Source organism: Vibrio sp. 10N.261.52.C11 (assembly GCF_041471405.1).
GTDB lineage: Bacteria > Pseudomonadota > Gammaproteobacteria > Enterobacterales > Vibrionaceae > Vibrio > Vibrio crassostreae_C.
On record NZ_JBFROI010000015.1, the window covers coordinates 26,801 to 44,921 of the forward strand.

At 44.2% G+C, this 18,121-nt stretch carries 18 protein-coding genes; 17 read left to right on the forward strand and 1 reads right to left on the reverse strand.

All coding sequences use genetic code 11. From position 1 onward, the window contains the following. The first annotated feature begins 97 nt into the window (after nucleotides 1-97). The 15 genes from nrfB to AB4323_RS06410 all read left to right on the forward strand — a co-directional run bounded on the left by nrfB (nucleotide 98) and on the right by AB4323_RS06410 (nucleotide 14,872). Nucleotides 98-682: a cytochrome c nitrite reductase pentaheme subunit gene (gene nrfB / locus AB4323_RS06340; protein WP_019822323.1), complete on the forward strand. Its 585-nt coding sequence runs from the start codon at nucleotides 98-100 to the stop codon at nucleotides 680-682. A 3-nt stretch (nucleotides 683-685) separates the two neighbouring features. Beyond that, the gene (nrfC, locus tag AB4323_RS06345) at nucleotides 686-1,372 is read left to right on the forward strand and encodes a cytochrome c nitrite reductase Fe-S protein (RefSeq protein ID WP_372151945.1); all 687 of its coding nucleotides are present in this window, start codon (nucleotides 686-688) and stop codon (nucleotides 1,370-1,372) included. 2 nt (nucleotides 1,373-1,374) lie between these two features. Then, entirely contained in the window at nucleotides 1,375-2,349 is a 975-nt protein-coding gene (nrfD, locus tag AB4323_RS06350; protein WP_372151947.1) for a cytochrome c nitrite reductase subunit NrfD, read from the forward strand. Between the two features lie 167 nt (nucleotides 2,350-2,516). Further along, a complete protein-coding gene (locus AB4323_RS06355; RefSeq protein WP_372151949.1) occupies nucleotides 2,517-4,421 on the forward strand; it encodes a heme lyase CcmF/NrfE family subunit in 1,905 nt (634 codons plus the stop codon). Then, entirely contained in the window at nucleotides 4,414-4,968 is a 555-nt protein-coding gene (locus AB4323_RS06360) for a DsbE family thiol:disulfide interchange protein (protein ID WP_102332079.1), read from the forward strand. Before AB4323_RS06355 ends, AB4323_RS06360 begins: the two co-directional genes overlap by 8 nt. After that, nucleotides 4,965-5,405: a heme lyase NrfEFG subunit NrfF gene (gene nrfF, locus AB4323_RS06365; protein ID WP_372151951.1), complete on the forward strand. Its 441-nt coding sequence runs from the start codon at nucleotides 4,965-4,967 to the stop codon at nucleotides 5,403-5,405. Before AB4323_RS06360 ends, nrfF begins: the two co-directional genes overlap by 4 nt. 89 nt (nucleotides 5,406-5,494) lie before the next feature. Continuing rightward, the gene (locus AB4323_RS06370) at nucleotides 5,495-5,671 is read left to right on the forward strand and encodes a hypothetical protein (protein WP_017060980.1); all 177 of its coding nucleotides are present in this window, start codon (nucleotides 5,495-5,497) and stop codon (nucleotides 5,669-5,671) included. A gap of 249 nt (nucleotides 5,672-5,920) precedes the next feature. Next, complete coding sequence (ribA, locus tag AB4323_RS06375; protein WP_009848836.1) at nucleotides 5,921-6,517, forward strand: GTP cyclohydrolase II; 597 nt, start codon at nucleotides 5,921-5,923, stop codon at nucleotides 6,515-6,517. Nucleotides 6,518-6,693: 176 nt separating this feature from the next. Beyond that, nucleotides 6,694-7,953 (forward strand): imelysin family protein, encoded by a 1,260-nt coding sequence (locus AB4323_RS06380; RefSeq protein WP_017063566.1) that lies wholly within the window; start codon nucleotides 6,694-6,696, stop codon nucleotides 7,951-7,953. Nucleotides 7,954-8,064: 111 nt separating this feature from the next. Next, nucleotides 8,065-9,453 (forward strand): di-heme oxidoredictase family protein, encoded by a 1,389-nt coding sequence (locus AB4323_RS06385; RefSeq protein WP_372151953.1) that lies wholly within the window; start codon nucleotides 8,065-8,067, stop codon nucleotides 9,451-9,453. A 159-nt stretch (nucleotides 9,454-9,612) separates the two neighbouring features. Continuing rightward, nucleotides 9,613-10,674 (forward strand): imelysin family protein, encoded by a 1,062-nt coding sequence (locus tag AB4323_RS06390; protein ID WP_372151954.1) that lies wholly within the window; start codon nucleotides 9,613-9,615, stop codon nucleotides 10,672-10,674. Further along, nucleotides 10,664-11,752: a DUF1513 domain-containing protein gene (locus AB4323_RS06395; RefSeq protein ID WP_372114418.1), complete on the forward strand. Its 1,089-nt coding sequence runs from the start codon at nucleotides 10,664-10,666 to the stop codon at nucleotides 11,750-11,752. The genes AB4323_RS06390 and AB4323_RS06395 overlap by 11 nt, the downstream gene beginning before the upstream one ends. Nucleotides 11,753-11,832: 80 nt before the next feature. Continuing rightward, entirely contained in the window at nucleotides 11,833-13,371 is a 1,539-nt protein-coding gene (locus AB4323_RS06400; RefSeq protein WP_372151955.1) for a murein L,D-transpeptidase, read from the forward strand. A 198-nt stretch (nucleotides 13,372-13,569) separates the two neighbouring features. Beyond that, nucleotides 13,570-14,118, forward strand: coding sequence for a DUF882 domain-containing protein (locus tag AB4323_RS06405; RefSeq protein WP_372151957.1), 549 nt, complete (start codon nucleotides 13,570-13,572; stop codon nucleotides 14,116-14,118). 100 nt (nucleotides 14,119-14,218) lie between these two features. Beyond that, nucleotides 14,219-14,872 carry an MBL fold metallo-hydrolase gene (locus AB4323_RS06410; RefSeq protein WP_004733386.1) on the forward strand — a complete coding sequence of 218 codons (654 nt, stop codon included), beginning with the start codon at nucleotides 14,219-14,221 and terminating at the stop codon, nucleotides 14,870-14,872. A gap of 111 nt (nucleotides 14,873-14,983) precedes the next feature. On the opposite strand, the gene AB4323_RS06415 is transcribed toward AB4323_RS06410, so the two are convergent. Further along, nucleotides 14,984-15,784: a DUF2982 domain-containing protein gene (locus AB4323_RS06415; protein WP_017060955.1), complete on the reverse strand. Its 801-nt coding sequence runs from the start codon at nucleotides 15,782-15,784 to the stop codon at nucleotides 14,984-14,986. 220 nt (nucleotides 15,785-16,004) lie between these two features. On the opposite strand from AB4323_RS06415, the gene AB4323_RS06420 reads away from it, so the two are divergent. Both AB4323_RS06420 and AB4323_RS06425 read left to right on the forward strand, forming a co-directional pair. Further along, on the forward strand, nucleotides 16,005-16,397 hold the full coding sequence (locus AB4323_RS06420; protein ID WP_017060956.1) for a hypothetical protein: 393 nt from the start codon (nucleotides 16,005-16,007) through the stop codon (nucleotides 16,395-16,397). Between the two features lie 553 nt (nucleotides 16,398-16,950). Next, nucleotides 16,951-18,045: a TRAP transporter substrate-binding protein gene (locus AB4323_RS06425; protein WP_017060957.1), complete on the forward strand. Its 1,095-nt coding sequence runs from the start codon at nucleotides 16,951-16,953 to the stop codon at nucleotides 18,043-18,045. Nucleotides 18,046-18,121: the final 76 nt, after the last annotated feature.

Genomic DNA, 18,121 nt, shown 5'->3' on the forward strand with positions numbered 1-18,121 from the left:
CATTTAAACGGTAATAATATCGTTTAAGGGTACTTTTGTTTAACCGGAATATTATTTAGTTGAGAGTTAAATAATGCCGGTATAAGGAAAGGATAAAATGGGCAATATTAAATTGGCCATAGTCATAATGCTTAAATCCCTTCTAGCATTCTGCCTCTATGGTTATTCCATTCATGCTGTTGCTGAGCCTGCTGTTACGCCAGTAGGGGAATCAACAAGACATGAAGTCGAATTAATCCGTGACAAAGACTACAAGTGTGTTCAGTGCCATAAAGATTCAAAAGAAACGGTATTGGGTTCACATGGTGAAAGTGCACACGCTTTGCTTGGCCGTGAAGTAAATTGTACCGACTGTCATAGTTCTATTAGCCCCGACCACCGCGAAGGCGCGCCTAAAGTGGTGAAGTATCGTGAGGCTCAATCACAACCAGGTACCGACAAGGTTTACCTAGATCCTAGCTTAATTTTGGATGCCAATAGCCAGTGTATCGATTGTCACAAGCCTGATGATCTGCGCGAAGCGAGCTGGACCCACGACGTTCATGCGCAAAACTTAACGTGTTCAAACTGCCATGATGTTCATGCGACAGAAGCAAAGGTGTTGGGCTTAGATAAGAAGCAAACCATCAAGCTGTGTGTGGATTGCCATTCAGACTTCAACCAGAAGAAAGAAGGGGAGTAATCTATGAGCTGCTCAAGAAGAAACTTTTTAGCTGGCGCGGGTGCCGTTATTTTTACTACAGGTGTTGCGGGAACCGCAGCGGTGACAAGTCGTAAAACGTTGGCCAATGTTCAAGGGGATGGGGCTAAACGTTATGGAATGATTCATGACGAAACCGCGTGTATTGGTTGCACAGCTTGTACAGAAGCTTGTCGTGAAGTGAACAAAGTGCCTGAAGGCGTATCGCGCTTAGAGATTATTAAGAGCGAACCCCAAGGCGAATATCCCAATGTTGATTACCGTTTTACTCGTAACTCTTGCCAACATTGTGATAACGCGCCCTGCGTGATGGTTTGCCCAACAGGGGCGGCCTACAAAGATGAAAAAACCGGCATTGTCGATGTTCATCAAGAGAAGTGTGTTGGTTGTGGTTATTGCTTATTAGCTTGTCCGTATCAAGTGCGCTTTTTCCATCCAGAGAACAAATCCGCAGATAAATGTAACTTCTGCCGTGATACCAATCTTGCACAAGGGAAGTTACCGGCTTGTGTCGAATCTTGCCCGACCAATGCGTTAGTATTTGGCGATCTAAATGACCCTAAGAGTGAGATAAATCAGGTGCTTCAATCTGAGGTGGTTTACAGAGATAAAGCTTATCTAGGTACTCAGCCAAAACTCTATAAAGTGCCACACCAAAAAGGGGAGATTTGATTATGAGTGCATGGGACGCAGCTTTTCAGTCTGGTACCGTGGTATGGGACTGGATTATAGCAATCTATCTATTTCTCGCGGGGATGTCGGCGGGTGCCGTAATGATCTCCATTTACCTAAAGCGTAAGGTTATTGAAGGCGATCCTGCTCATAATGGTGTGTTAAAGGCCACGGCTTTTCTTGCGCCATTTGGGATCATTTCAGGTCTGCTTATCTTGGTTTTCCACCTGACAAAACCGTTATCCTTTTGGAAGATCATGATCTTCTATAATCCAACGTCTGTGATGTCGATGGGTGTGATCTTATTCCAAGTATATATGGTGATCTTATTCCTTTGGATCGGCATTATATTTAGAGATCAAATAGTCGTGTTCTTGAATGATCAAGCATGGCTAAAAGGGCGACTTGATTTTGTCGGTAATTGGATTGGCAAATTAGAAGTGTTTGAGAATGCTCTGGAAATATTCTTAGCTGTTCTTGCTCTGATGCTTGCCGCTTATACCGGATTCTTGCTTTCAGCTTTAAATACTTTCCCACTATTGAATAACCCAGTGCTGCCGATTTTGTTCTTATTCTCGAGCTTATCTTCGGGAGCGGCGGCGTGTATTTTATTTGGTGTGCTGGTCTTTAAAGAATCACCTCATAGCCCGACTATTTCATGGATTCACGGATTCGAACGTCCAGTCGTGATGTTTGAGTTGTTTGTTCTAATTACTTTCTTTACTGGGCTGATCTTCGCTGGTGGTCAAAGTGAACAAGCAGTATGGAATGCAATTGGTAGTGGTTTCTGGGCGAGTTGGTTCTGGTATGGTGTCATCGGTGTCGGTATGGTTTTACCCTTGCTGCTGAATGCCGTTACACCAACTTCAATTCGCCATAGCTCGGTGTATATTTTCTCTGTTACTTCATTGAGTCTGATGGGCGTATTAATGCTAAGAACGTTTGTCCTTTATGCAGGACAATTAACGTTAGCTTAATTTCGCTCAAGGTTATAAGTGAGTGGATGTTGGATACTAAACATCTGCTCACTAAATTTCTTTTCGCTGAGTAGCAATAGCTAGTTGAGTTACATCAGCTAGTTGAGCAATCAATGCCAATAATGGTTTAACTTGGTTCTGCTTAGGTAGAGCCTGATTGAGGTGATATGGTCGGTTCTTTGGGGCTGTTTAGTTTAATTTTGGTCGCTGTTCTCAGCAGCATTATCGCTGTGTATTCGATGTATCAAATGCTAACTAAACAAGCACAAAATGTGGCTTTAATTCGCAGTTTCTCCCTTTCTAGCGCTTTGTTTTCCATTGGCGCTATCGTTTTACTTGGCTATGCCTTTGTAGGTGACGACTTTTCCATCCTCTATGTTGCAGAACACTCCAATACTCAATTACCCACCTTCTTCAAAATGGCCGCTGTGTGGGCTGGACATGAAGGCTCATTGCTATTTTGGGTCTTAACCATTAGCTGTTGGTCGGGTGTGATTGCCCTACAAAAGCAATATTCTTCTGAGTATCAGAGCCGCGTATTGTGGGTGATGAATGTGTTACTCGCGATATTTGCATGGTTTACCTTATTTGCTTCGAATCCATTTGAACTGAATTCGACCTTGCCACTTGAAGGGCGTGACCTTAACCCAATGCTGCAAGACGTTGGTTTGATATTCCATCCGCCTCTGTTGTATTTGGGTTATGTTGGTTTCTCTGTGGTCTTGGCATTTGCTGTGGCCGCTTTGCTGGTGGATCCGATTGAGTTCGATTGGGTCGCTCATTGTGGCAGTTGTTGTTTGGTCGCTTGGATCTTTTTAACCGCAGGGATCATTCTTGGTTCTTGGTGGGCATACTACGAGTTAGGGTGGGGTGGTTGGTGGTTCTGGGACCCGGTAGAAAATGCCAGCCTATTACCTTGGCTAACATCAACCGCTCTATTGCACAGTTTGGGTGTTGCTAAAGGCAAGCAACAGTTGCTGAAGTGGTCACTTAGCCTTGCTTTCATTACGTTTTGTTTAAGTATCCTCGGTACTTTTATTGTTCGATCTGGCGTCCTCACTTCCGTTCATGCTTTTGCTGTTGACCCAACCAAAGGTATCGCGCTGTTGCTGATACTGGTTTTGGTGTTAGTGAGTTCGTTTTCTCTTCTTATTGTTCGTGGTGAATCTTTCGAGTCGAATCCAATCACTAGCTTTGCGAGTAAAAGTTTTTTGAGTTTAGTGGCGGTACTTATATTTGTACTGGGTACGGCGGTGGTGGTGTTTGGTACCTTCTACCCAATGGTTTTTGAATTACTTGGCCTTGGAAATATCTCTGTGGGCGCGCCTTACTTTAACCTCTTGATTGCACCTTTGGCTTTGCTTGCGTTGGCTGTCGTCGGCCTTGCCCCATTGCTGAGTATTAAGCCTCAAGCATCGAAAGGCGTTATTACGTTGATCGCTCTAGCATCTATTGGTCTCGGGTTCGCCTGTTACGTTTTGCAAGTAGAGAAGATTCAAGTGATGGCTCTGATGACATGGTCACTCGCATTTTGGGTTTTACTCACTCATGTGTATGGCTTGGTGGTAACACGCAGTTCCAAGTTCCAACGCAAAGTCTGGGTGACGACCTTTGCCCATGTTGGGGTTTCAGTGTTAGCGGTAGGTGCCGCGATGATTAGCTACCACTCGTTTGAGCGCAGCTATAAGTTAAGCCCGGGTGTAGAAGTCGAATTCATGGATTGGACGCTTTCTCATCGTGATACGGAGTTGTATGTCGCTTCAAACTTTACTGCAGAAAAAGCGATACTCAGCCTAGAGTCTGGCGAGGAGTGCTTTCCTATTTCGCCGGAAAGAAGACACTACCAAGTTCGAGTTATGAACATGAGTGAGCCCGCAATGAAATGGTTCTGGCATGGTGATGTTTATATCACCATGGGCGAGAAAGTCGATTCCACCGCTTACGCATTTCGTGTTCAGTATAAGGCGTATGCGCGCTGGATCTGGTTTGGTGGGCTGTTCTCCATTATCGGCGCTTTGCTCTCATTGACTCATCGTAAAAAGAAAACCGTTAAGGCGTCACAGTATGCATAACAGCGTTCGTAACAAGCTAATTACTCTAATTGCCTTAGCATTGATTGTGGTGCTGGGATTTGTCTTTGCGCTTGATAATAAGCAGCAATCGACCATGGTGTCTGAACAACAAAGGGCATTTCCAGAATTTACATCGAGTGCGTTAGTGAATAGTGAAGGCGTCAGTGGTCAGCAGAAAGTTACGCTTACTGATGTCACGCAGCACCCTTATCAACTGGTTAATGTATGGGCATCTTGGTGCGGGATATGTAAAACCGAACATTCATTTTTGCTTCAACTTCACGATAAAGGCATTCCCATCGTTGGGCTCAATTATCGAGATAACTCTGGGGCTGCGATTAACGTGTTATCGAACGATGGCAACCCGTACTTAACCGTGATCAGTGACCCTCAAGGCAAGTTAGCGTTAGAGTTGGGCGTAATCGGCACACCTGAAACGTATTTGGTTGATGCCAATGGCCAGATCATTAAAAAGCTATTGGGCGTGATTAATGAAATGGTATGGAAAGATGAGCTTGCGATGTATTTTGATGGTGTGAATGGATGATGAAGTCTCTAATACAAACCTTGTTTATGCTGTCAGCTCTTTTAGTGATTAGCCTTTCAACCATGGCTGAAGATCTTTTTACTGCCAGTAATAAAGATACGAGTATTCAAGTTGAACTGTTTGAGTTTGATAATCCAGAACAACAGCAACGTGCTATCAGCTTGGCGAAAACGTTACGCTGCCCACAATGTCAAAACCAAAATCTGATTGAATCCAACTCACCAATAGCAAAAGACTTACGTCTTGTTGTGTTCAATATGGTGAAAGCAGGGAAGAGTAATAGTGAAATTACTCAATATATGACGGAAAGATTTGGTGAGTTTGTACTTTATAAACCGGCAATGACGGCTTCAAATCTATTACTTTGGTTGCTACCGAGCCTATTACTTCTCTTATTTATATATTTATCAGTAAAAAGTGTTAGGAAGAGCTCATAAAAATTGTGTATTACTGTTTACCAACTGACCTGTATTTTGTAACATTAACCGATTATAAAGGCTAAGCACTGCTATATAAGGATGTATCTGTGGATAACGTAATCTCAAATTTAAAGAAAGAGTTCCATACTCATGTCCAGTCAGATAAATGGGCAGAGAGATACAGTGCTAAGTCGAGCATTTCTACGCTTACGCAAGAAGAGCTAACCGAATTAGAGAATGCTTGGGTGCAACTTGTCATCTGGAAGCAAACTCAAGTAAGTTGAGCGTTCTGTAAAAAAGTGTAGTTTTAGCCGCAACTGTTTAATTTATAACCCCATGTTGGTCATCCCAATGTGGGGTTTTTTCTTACTTGAAAAATAATTGTTATATTATAACAATTTGTACAAGGTCGACCTTGAAAAAAATTGTTAACAGCCTCATAGTGTCTATCATTAGATAGTTAGCTACAAAATATTGCCTAGACATATAATGTAGTGTTGTTAAATACATCGAATTTTCAAGTGAGTATAGCTATGGCGGAAGTGCGTGCCAGAATAGATTTCAAAGTAGGGGTAACAAGCAGTATAGATGCTGAACTTCTGTCTTTTCATGGATTGAAAACAGATAAAGAGCATGTTGCTGTGATATTTAAATCAGCAGACAAGACACAAGACATACCTCTTGTTCGTATGCACTCTGAGTGCCTGACTGGTGATGTTTTCCATTCTTCTCGCTGTGACTGTGGCGAGCAGTTAGACGAAACCATTAGAATTATGGGTGAGACGGGTGGGGTGATCCTTTATCTTCGCCAAGAAGGTCGTGGTATTGGCTTGTACAACAAAATCGATGCGTACCGTCTGCAAAGCGAAGGCATGAACACCTATGAAGCCAACAACCACCTAGGTTTTGGCGATGATCTACGCGATTTTACTGAAGCTGCTGAAATGCTACGCGCCTTAGGTACTACAAAAATCCGCTTAGTCACCAACAACCCTAAGAAGATCAATGAGCTAAAATCTTTTGGTATTGAGATTGAAGAAGTGGTGAATACCTCTGCTCATATCAAATCGGGTAATGAAAGCTACCTGAAGGCAAAAGTCTCACACGGTAAGCATAATCTGGATATCTGATTAGCCTCTTTGTTACGCTTAACATAAAAATGTTTAAAGACCTCACATATGTGAGGTTTTTTTGTATTTATCTTGCAATAAAATTGTAAGTTTGTATTATTTCAATCCGTAGTGCAAATGATAATGGTTTGCACTATTACTACGAATAATAATTTAAAGCTCAACAAGGATGCTTCATGACCATTAAATCTTTAGTGACAAAAGCCGTAACTTCGTCACTCATTTTTGCCTCTGCTTCTTCTTTCGCAGCAGTAACTCAAGATCAAGTTGTAGAACATTACGCAGATATTGCGCATGCAGTGTTTGCAGATTCAGTAATTACAGCAAAAGCGTTGAACTCTTCTATTGATACCTTCTTAGCTTCTCCTTCTGCTGGCAACTTCGAACAAGTAAAACAAGCTTGGCTTGAGTCTCGCGTACCATACCAACAGTCAGAAGTTTTCCGCTTCGGCAACGCTGTTGTTGATGATTGGGAAGGCCAACTGAACGCATGGCCACTAGATGAAGGCCTGATTGATTATGTTTCGACTGATTACCAATATGAACTTGGTAACGAAGGCGCTAGCGCAAACATCGTGGCTAACAAGACTTTCCAAATTGGTCAGACTACCGTTGATGCAACCAACATCACCCCTGAGCTAATCGCAGACTTGAACGAGATCGGTGGTTCTGAAGCGAACGTAGCGTCTGGCTACCACGCAATTGAATTCCTACTTTGGGGCCAAGATTTAAACGGTACAAACAGCGGTGCAGGTGAGCGTGCTTACACTGATTTCGTTGTTGGCGCTGAGTGTACTAACGGCAACTGTGACCGTCGTGGCGCATACCTAAAAGCATCTGCTGAGCTACTTATCCAAGACCTAGAATGGATGGAAAAGCAGTGGGCTGAAGGCGAGAAAGGCAACTACCGTCAAGAGCTTCTTTCAGAATCTAGCGAGAATGGTCTTCGTAAAATGCTGTTTGGCATGGGTTCACTGTCTCTAGGTGAGCTAGCGGGTGAGCGTATGAAGGTTGCACTAGAAGCAAACTCTACTGAAGACGAGCACGATTGTTTCTCTGATAACACGCACAACTCTCACTACTACAACGAGCAAGGCATCTACAACGTTTACACGGGTCTATACAAGCGTGAAGACGGTACTCTGCTTTCCGGCCCAAGCCTGTTCGACCTAGTAGAGCAAAAAGATGAGCAAGCTGCGAAAGAGATTCAAAAGCAGTTTGACCTAGCACGTGCACAAGTAGGCGAATTAGTAACGTCTGCAGAGAAAAACAACCAGCACTTCGATCAGCTAATCGCTGCTGACAACGCTGCGGGTAATGCACTAGTAAACAAAACAATTGTTGCGCTAGTGTCTCAAACAGCGGCTATTGAGCGTGCTGCGGGTGTGATTGGCATTGATAGCCTAAACCCAGACACAGCGGATCACGAGTTCTAAGAACCCGAGCCGACACAAATGTAAGGGCTCTGATTGAGCCCTTAATTGTTTGATCCTCAAGAAAGCCACACCCACATAAAAACTAAAATCAAAAACACAGCAAGGCAATGTATGAAGTCGTATCTCTCAGCCTCACTATTAACCGCACTGTTTTTCGTATCTCCATTACACGCTCATGAAACCTACTCTGGTGGCAAAACGACCGTGAAGAAAGAAGGAGCGAACGCTTTTTCCCTTCCCGCAGCCAATCTACCAATGAGTAAGCGCTTGGATTTCAGCGTAGGTAATAGCTTCTTTAGAAACCCTTGGGTTCCTGCACCGTCATCAACCGATGCTCGTGATGGGTTAGGACCACTATTTAATACTAACGGCTGTCAAAACTGCCACATCAAAGATGGTCGTGGTCACGCGCCAGAAGAAGGAGATGAGAACGCAGTATCCATGTTGGTTCGTTTAAGCATTCCGGCTGAAACGCCTGAGCAGCGACAAGCCTTTATTCGAGATGGTGGAATTCCAGAGCCGACGTACGGCGGTCAGCTACAAGATTTTGCGCTTCAAGGTGTAAAACCAGAGGGCAAAGTGAACATTAGCTACACGGATGTTCCTGTTGAATTCAAAGACGGCACCGTCGTTACTCTGCGTAAACCCACTTTAAATATTACTGAACTTGCTTTCGGCGAGATGCATCCTAAGACCGAGTTTTCAGCTCGAGTGGCGCCGCCAATGATTGGTCTTGGTCTGCTTGAAAGTATCCCACAAGAAACGATTCTAGGATTTGCAGAGCAGCAATTTGCTGACAAGCAAGGTGTGTCGGGTAAAGCTAACTATGTTCTTGATGTTCAAACCAATGAAATGGCGCTAGGTCGTTTTGGTTGGAAAGCCGGGCAGCCAAACTTAATGCAGCAAAACGCGGCGGCATTTAACGGTGACTTAGGCCTGACAAGCCGCTTATTTCCGAATGAAAACTGCACATCAGCGCAATCAACCTGTGATGATTTTCCAAATGGTGGCGAGCCAGAAGTCAGTGACAATATCTTAGATTTTGTTGAGTTCTATTCGCAGCATCTCGCAGTACCTATTCGTCGTAATGTCGATAGCCCAGCTGTCGTACAAGGTAAAAAACTGTTCAAAGACGTTGGTTGTCAAAGCTGTCACCAGGCCGAATTCCGCACGGCAGAGCGAGAAGGTCTGTCTGCATTATCTAATCAGTTAATTAGCCCATATACCGACATGTTGCTACACGACATGGGTGAAGGCTTAGCGGACAATCGCCCTGAGTATCTTGCCAATGGTCAAGAGTGGCGTACCACACCACTTTGGGGATTAGGTTATACCAAAGAAGTGAACGGTCATACGTTCTTACTTCATGACGGTCGCGCAAGAAACGTTATGGAAGCGGTACTTTGGCATGGTGGTGAAGCAGAAATGGCAAAACAAAAAGTATTAGCTTTGAGTAGCAGTGAACGCGAAGCACTACTAGCGTTTTTGGACTCATTATAGGCTGTCTTGAATTCAGTTAAGCCAACGGCTTAGTTACTTAAGAAAACCGCTAACAAAAGACTGACTACCGCTGAACTTGTAGGAATACGAGGCCAGCGGTCGTTTCATATTTATTGAACTCATATAATTAAAAGAAAAATTAGGAAGTAAGGTAACAGCATGACACATAAATTTTTGTTAATGCCTTTGTCGGCATTAATTATGGCAGGCTGCCAATCATCGGGTGAGCAAGCCGCTTCATCTGAGGTTAACGGTGTGTCTTATCAAGCAGACACGACCGACCACATCAGTCGCAGTGTCTATCAACAAGAGTTTGATTCAGCGGTGCTATTCGCGAAGCAATCGAGCGAATTAGAAGCTCTGATGCAAGGTTACTGTGAAACGGATAACGTTGAGTTAGACGCTTTGAAAGATCAATGGCAGCTCCCCATGAACAGCTGGATGGCACTGCAAGGACAAGAAAGAGGCCCAACAGCGGCATTGGAACAGAGCTGGAATGTTCAGTTTTGGCCAGACAAAAAGAACACCACAGGTCTAAAAATGCGTCAACTGACTCAGCAAGATAAAGCTTGGTCACAAGATGAAATCGCACAGCAGAGTGTGACTGTTCAAGGGCTTGGCGCCTTGGAGTGGTCTCTGTACGACGAGCAATCTCCATTGCTTCAAGACAAAGCTTCAGGTTGTCTATCTTCACAAGCTATCGCACAAAACCTGGCGATGAAATCGGCCTCTATTGCTGAAGCTTGGCAGGTTAACCCGTGGTTAGCACTGGACGAGATGCGTTGGGAATCGGAGTACATCGCTTTGTTGACCAATCAACTTGATTACAGCATGAAAAAACTGAGTCGTCCGATGGCTAAAATTGGTCATCCACGCCCTTACTTCTCGGAATCATGGCGCGCTCAAACCTCAATGACTCAGCTGAAATCGAACGTAGCGGCGCTAGAGAAATTGTACTTAGCAGATGGTAATGGTCTTGATGGTTTATTGAGAGAAAAGGGCTTAAATGACCTTGCCGATCGTGTAGCTGCCCAGTTCACGCTAACCTTAGATACTTGGCCTACAGACTCTAGCTTGTTTACTCTATTACAGAGCAAAGAGGGCTACCGAGAGGTGCTGACTCAATACAACAAACTAGAACGTTTGAAGTACCTGATTCATGAAGAAGTAGCGATAGAGCTTGGCGTGGTAATAGGATTTAATGCTACCGATGGTGACTGATAATACGCGAAGATCGTTACTCAAGGCTGCACTGGGTTGTGCAGCTGTTCCATTGCTTCCGTTTGGGTGTGCGACTCGAAAGGATGGGGTGAGTGCGTCGAACGATCCCCAACTGATTGGCTGTGCGCTTAATGGTCGTGGTCAATATTCTGCAGTTGTGGCTGACGAATTTGGCATGCCACTGAGCCAACTTCCCATCCCCAATCGTGGCCATGGCGTCGCGATTTGCCCAACCTCATCACATGCGGTGGTGTTTGCTCGTCGTCCTGGTGACTATTTTATGGTGTTTGACTATAAAAACGGTCAGCAGATCAAAATGGTCGTGAAAGGTAACAACCGTCACTTCTATGGTCATGGCGTTTACTCATTAGATGGCAAGTTACTGTATGCCACTGAAGGGAAAACGGACAGCAGCCAAGGTGTGATTGGCGTTTACGATGTCGCGCAAGGCTATCGTAAGGTCGAAGAGTTCAGCGGTTTTGGTATTGGGCCTCATGAAGTGATCATTATGCCGGATGGTAATCTCGCGATCGGCGTTGGTGGCGTTCATACTGATGGCAGAACACCGAAAAACCTCGATTCGATGCAGCCGAGCTTGAGTTATGTTTCTCCTGAAGGTGTGTTACTTGATCAGGTTGAATTGTTGGATAAGAAGCTGAGCATTCGACACTTAGCCCATGATGGTGCTGAAACCGTGCTTTGTGGCCAGCAATATCGTGGTGAACCAGATGAGTATCCTTCGCTATTGGCGATGCATACTAAAGGAGGCCAGTTTGAATCACTTAACGCAGAGCCAGAGCAATGGGCAAGGTTCAATCACTATATCGCCAGTATTGCGGCGTCAGACGATTGGATTATTGCGACTTCGCCAAGAGGCAACTGCTACGGTATTTGGTCTAAAGAAACCAAAGAATTAGTAGAACTGTCTGCATTATCTGACGCTTCTGGTGCTGTGCTGCTTGATGGTGAGTTTCGATTAAGCTCTGGGGCGGGAAGTGTGGTAAGCCAGAGCAAGCCTTATGAGAAATCAACTCAGCAATCATCGGTCCAGTGGGATAACCATTGGAGTTCAATCTGATTTATAAAGCCTCTTAAAAATAACATGCTTACTCCGATTTCTTTGCCATACTTATGAGATGGTTGGTGATGGAGTTAAGCATGTTCGCAAAATACTTCTGTGGATTATTAGTTCTAGTTTCTGTGCACGCATGGAGCTATATGAGTTCTGACGAGAGCCGATTTCTTCCGGCTGATTCGGAGCTCTCTTTTATGCTGATTTATCCAGAGCTTACCCAGAGTATTTATCAAGACTCATCTCTGCCTATTCTTTGGGATTCACCTGAACTTGTTAAGGCGTTTGAATTTCAATTGTCGCTTCTCGAACAAGCTCAAATGGCACCACTCTTCGATCGACAACTCAAGCAAATTCGTCACTATCAATCCCATGCTCAATGGCAAGAGTTGGACATATTACTCACCGATACTTTTATCTACTACCTGAGCTACGTTGAAAATGCGCCGCTTGCCGGTAAAGAGTGGTACTTCTCGGGCAAGCTGCATTCCAAATTACCAGCGCCTTCTCCGCATATCCTGATGAGATTAAAAAGCAGCGTCGCCAATGATTACTTATTGGAGATGGTGTTGTCTTACGCGCCGCCTGTTGGGGATTTTGACCAATTCAAAGCAACCTATTCGGTGTTAGAAACCGCCTCTGAACTCAATATTGAACGATATAGACAGAAAGGTTTGAAGCGCTTGGGTGACGAGCTTTCAGACAAAACGGTTCTTGTTGAGCGTATTGCTTTGGTCGGTGTTGATACCTCGATGATCGCAGTCGATTTTCCTGAGTTAGATCGAGATCTGCAAACGGCGATTAAATCTTTCCAGCGCATGCACGGCCTTACAGACGATGGGATCGTCGGGCCAGATACGATCAAATGGATCAACATGAGCTTTGATGATCGATTGACTTCATTGGCTCTGAATGCCGAACGTGTTCGTTTGTGGCCTAGAGACAGAGACTCTCTCATCGTCGTCAATGTCCCTAGTTTTGATATGAAGTATTGGGAAGGCGGCGAAGAGGTCTTTGAGTCCAAAGTTGTCGTGGGCAGAAAGTCGCGAAAAACACCGCTTTTAGAGATAAATCTCGATTCGGTCATCCTAAACCCGACTTGGAATGTGCCATGGAAAATCATGGTCAAAGACATCTTGCCTAAGGTGAAAGCGGACGAAAGCTATCTAGATACGCACAACTTCCAAGTGATTGACGGTTGGCGCACTATGGAGACGGTCGACGCCACTGAGATCGATTGGCAGACCATCAATTTCAATTCTTTCCCATATCGAATGCGTCAGCAGGCCGGCTCGCGTAATGCATTAGGTTTGTACAAGTTCAACACACCTAACAAGCGAGCGATCTATCTGCACGATACGCCAAGTAAAGGTCTGTTTAATGACGACTTCCGTGCTTATAGCTCCGGCTGCATACGTGTTGAACATGCAGAGGAATTGGCTGAGTTGTTGTTTGCTACTAAGGTAAGGAAAGTGCCTAACCAAAGTGATGACCTTGCTCCTAATACTAAGGTGCGACTCAAGAAGCGAATCCCCGTACATATCATTTATCAAACCGTATTGTTTGAAGAAGGGGGCATACAGTATCGTGGTGACATCTATCAATATGATAAAGAGGGTGGTTAATTATCAGCGAAGCCAATAAGGGTGATCTTGACCAAAAAATGACAACTAAGCTTCTATTGATAAAATTATAATGTGGATCAGTAACTAACCGTGCAAAGGTTACAAATACTAACCTTTTGGGCGGTTTTTGTACGTTGACGCAGCAATTACCATTATGTATCGTGCATTTTTCGTTCGATCTAATTGGTTTTTTGCTGTATGTCTCAAAGTTTATTTTCACGCCGTCAGTTTCTGACTTACGCTGGTGGTACCGCTGTTGTCGCCTCAATTACTCCTTCTATCGCTTTTGCTTCATACCCTGATCAACCAAGAACGATTAACATGAACAATCTTCACACTGGTGAACGATTAGAGACCTGTTATTTCGATGGCACTAACTATGTTGGTGACGAGATGGCACGCCTCAGCAAACTATGTCGCGATTTCCGCCGTAATGAAATTCACCCAATGGATAAGAACCTGTTTGATCAGATCACTCAGATTCAAAATGTCTTAGGTATTCAAAAAGAAGTTCAAATCATCTCTGGTTACCGTTCTCCTGCGACCAATGAAGCATTGCGCTCTAAGTCGAGTGGCGTAGCTAAGAAGAGCTACCACATGTTGGGTAAAGCGATTGATTTCCGTATTGATGGCGTCAACCTAAAAGAATTAAGAGACGTAGCCAAAAGCCTGAACGCGGGTGGTGTAGGTTATTATGCACGTAGCAACTTTATCCATATCGATACTGGCCCAGTTCGCAGCTGGTAGCGCAAGGCTTAGATTGCGAGCGAAACGGTAGGGACTTGTCAAAGTAGACATCCAATGTCATAGTTTGCCCAAATTTCAGTTTGCCCTTTAAGGTTTGTATATGTCTCTCAAGTATCAAGTTGTCCCTGTTACCTCTTTCTCTCAAAACTGCTCAATTGTGTGGTGTGATGAGACAATGGAAGGCATCGTTGTCGATCCGGGCGGTGACGTTCAACAGCTGGCTGCGATCATTGAAGAGCTAGGTGTTAAAGTGGTGAACTTGGTCCTGACGCACGGTCACTTAGACCATGTGGGTGGCACTGTACCGCTTGCTGAGATCTTGAACGTGAACATTGTTGGCCCGCATAAAGCCGATAACTTTTGGCTTCAAGGTCTAGAAAATCAAAGCCAGATGTTTGGTTTCCCACTGTGCAAAGCTTTTGAACCAAACACATGGTTGGAAGAGGGCGACAAAGTTACTTTTGGTAACCAAGTGATTGATGTGATTCATACTCCGGGCCACACACCTGGTCACGTTGTACTGTTCAGCGAGCAAGCGCGCATGGCGTTTGTTGGTGATGTTTTATTTAACGGTGCTATTGGTCGTACGGATTTCCCACAAGGTGACTTCAATACGCTTATCGCTTCAATCAAGACTAAGCTTTGGCCACTAGGCAGTGACGTAACATTCGTTCCGGGCCATGGTCCTGAATCGACATTCGGTCGCGAGCGTGCATCAAACCCGTTCGTCGCAGATGAAATGCCTCTGTACTAATTAAATCTTTGATTTTCCAACCGATTATTTGTGTCGATTGATTGAAAATGAAGCTTAGCTTTTGTCCTGAAAGCTAAGCTTTTTTATTGTGTGTGAACTTACTGGTAAACCTTAATCAGAAAGACGTTCAGCGGCAGCCAAGTAGCGTCGAGCCAGCCCCACAAACTCTTCTCCACTCATATTCAAATCATGGGTTGATATGAAAATGTCATAACCGTGGAAGCCCCTTTGATATTTCATTCTGTTGGCAAGCATCGCCTGCAATCCAGAATAGTTTTTAATCACCGCGTTTGGACTGTTTGTCTCATTCGGTGAATCAAGGTTGTCCTGTGATTGGTTATCGTTGAAATTTACGTTGTCGGTATTCTGCGACTCTTTGTATTGGCTTAGTTCGACACAGCCACTTTCAGTACAACGCGCATGGTAATGCGATGAGTCGAGAACCATATCCTCAAAGTTGGACTCTTTGCCTGCTTGTTTGGCTCCTAAGTACAAAAGTGCTCGTTGGCTGAGCAATAATTCACAAGTTATTTTAGGGCAAATCGAATCGAGGTAGGGCGAGTAATCTTTTACTTTAATTCCGACCCAGGGCAGAGGTTGATGCCAACCATCTTGTTCATAAGTGCAAAGACCAATTTTTTGGATGTTACTCCATTTTAAAACCCACCCCCCTTTGTAAAAGTGCTGCTGAAAATGAGTCGGGGTAAGTGTGAACATCACTCGGCTGCGCAGCATCAAATAGTAGCCAGTTCCCAGAAGCGCAATACTGCAAAAAGCACCCACGATCAGTAACTTTGGATTGTCACTGTAGAGCGAAACGATCAAGCAAATGAAGCCTAAAATAATGGCGAGGATACGGTACGAGCGAGTGAATGAAGGCAAAGAGAAATTACTAAGGTGACGAGTGTCCATAGGTAACACCAAGTTTTCATATTTTTGTCTGGATGGATAACCAGTGTATATGACCCTGAATTGATAAGTCGATGTTTAAATAATAGACGCTAGTAGACAATATCGGTATTTTTCGTCGACTTTCGACGCTTCACTCTACAAATAGCTCCTGTTTTTTGGTATAAATCGCGCTTCAAATTTTCACCACTGCGAAAAGAGCAGTGAACTGGAGAAATATTCAATGAGACTTGCTCATAAGCGTAAGGTGCAGGCTAAACTGCAGAAACGCACTAAAGCGGCTGTAGTTAAAGCAGTGGCAACGCCGAAAAAAGCGAAGCCTGTCGCAGAGAAAGTTGTAGCAGAAAAAACTGTAGCAGCAAAACCAGCGGTAGAGAAAGCAGTAGCAGCAACTAAAGAAGTTGCAGTAGCACTGACTCCTAAGCAACAACAAGTTCTAGACATCGTTGTTAGCAATGCTGAAGGCATTAACCCTAAAGGTATCGGCCTAGAAGCTGGTCAAGAAGACGCGAAAGCAGCTTCATGGGCAACAGGCGCATTGAAAAAACTTCTTGAAGAAAACCTAGTAGCGAAAGAGCAGCTAGCAGGTAACAAGGTTATCTACAAAGCTATCTAATCCTGTGGGATTACATTCGCTTCGTTAAGTTTTTAAGCCTCGATTTTCGAGGCTTTTTTGTATCTGGCACATTATGCCAAGTCCGAGCCCAAATCCAAGCCTAAACCTAGGCTCTATAATCTCAATTCCAATTCGATATACGGCTTAACTGATTAGTGTTGTCTCGTGTCAGAGCTTCGAATCAGCAAGCACTAAATTAGGGCGTTAGCTAGGTAGATCAAGAGAGCAAAGCCTTGATTTTTTTCCCTAAAATACAGCAATGAATAGAGCTTCATCACGAAATGGCAATCAATTGTTAAGAGTATTTAATTATTAATACTTAGGTATTTATCAATACGCATTGCCTTGGTGAATATCCAAACTCCTTTGAAATCGACACTATTCAATCATCTCCTACGTAGTTCTACTTAATCCTTTGGTCTAATACGTAACTTTGTTAACGCCATGCGTGCGTGCTCTCCCTGATATCTTGTTGCCTCATCACGGTGCACTCTTATGTTGAATCATAAAAAATGCTCATAGAAAGAGTGTTAACCCAACAAAGGACGTGAACATGAGTCTCATTTCTAACTCCCTCACACGAGTTTTTAAAAACGTTGCAGTAACTGCTGCGGCTTGTTTAGCTTTGGTCGCTACTGGTGCTACAGCCGCTGATAAGGTTTACCGTTTAAAACTTGCGGAAACTTGGGGACCAAACTTCCCAGTTTTCGGTGATGCAACCAAAAACATGGCGGCGATGGCTGAGAAGATGTCGAATGGTCGACTGCAAATCAGAATCGATTCAGCAAACAAACACAAAGCACCTCTTGGCGTTTTTGACATGGTTAAGTCTGGTCAATACGACATGGGTCACTCAGGCTCTTACTACTGGAAAGGTAAAGTTCCAAACACTCTTTACTTCACTTCTATGCCTTTCGGTATGACGCCAGCTGAACAATATGCGTGGTTCTATCACGGTGGCGGTATGGAGTTGATGGAGCAGGTTTACTCTCCACACAACCTAATGTCGTTCCCTGGTGGTAACACGGATATCCAGATGGGGGGTTGGTTTCAAAAAGAGATCAACAGCGTTGAAGATCTACAAGGTCTGAAAATGCGAATCCCGGGCTTTGCAGGCGAGATTCTTGCTGAGCTAGGTGCTAAACCGACGAACATTGCCCCAGGTGAACTTTACACGTCTCTAGAGCGTCGCACGATTGATGCACTAGAGTGGGTAGGTCCATCGCTGGATTTACGAATGGGCTTCCACAAAATCGCGCCTTACTACTACACAGGTTGGCACGAGCCGGGTTCAGAGCTTCAATTCCTAGTGAACAAGCGTACATGGAACAAGCTGCCTGAAGACCTACAAGAAATCTTACGTGTTGCAATGCGTACTGCGGCTTACGACATGTACACACAAGCAACGCACGAAAGTGGTAAGAACTGGGTTTCAATGAAGACAGAATACCCAGATGTACAAGTGAAAGATTTCCCACCAGAGGTTATGTCTGCTCTGAAAGAAGCGAACGATCGCCTACTGGCTGCACATGCTGAGAAAGATGAGCTAGCAAAAGAGATTCAAGCTTCACAAGCAAGCTACCTAGAGCAAGTACGTTCATGGACGGATATTTCACATAGAGCTTATCTAAATAGCCAAGCGAAATAATCGACAGTTGTTGAACTGAATCTAAATGAACCCGAAGCTTTTCTTATTGAGTATTTAAGAGTGAATAAGCCGAGGG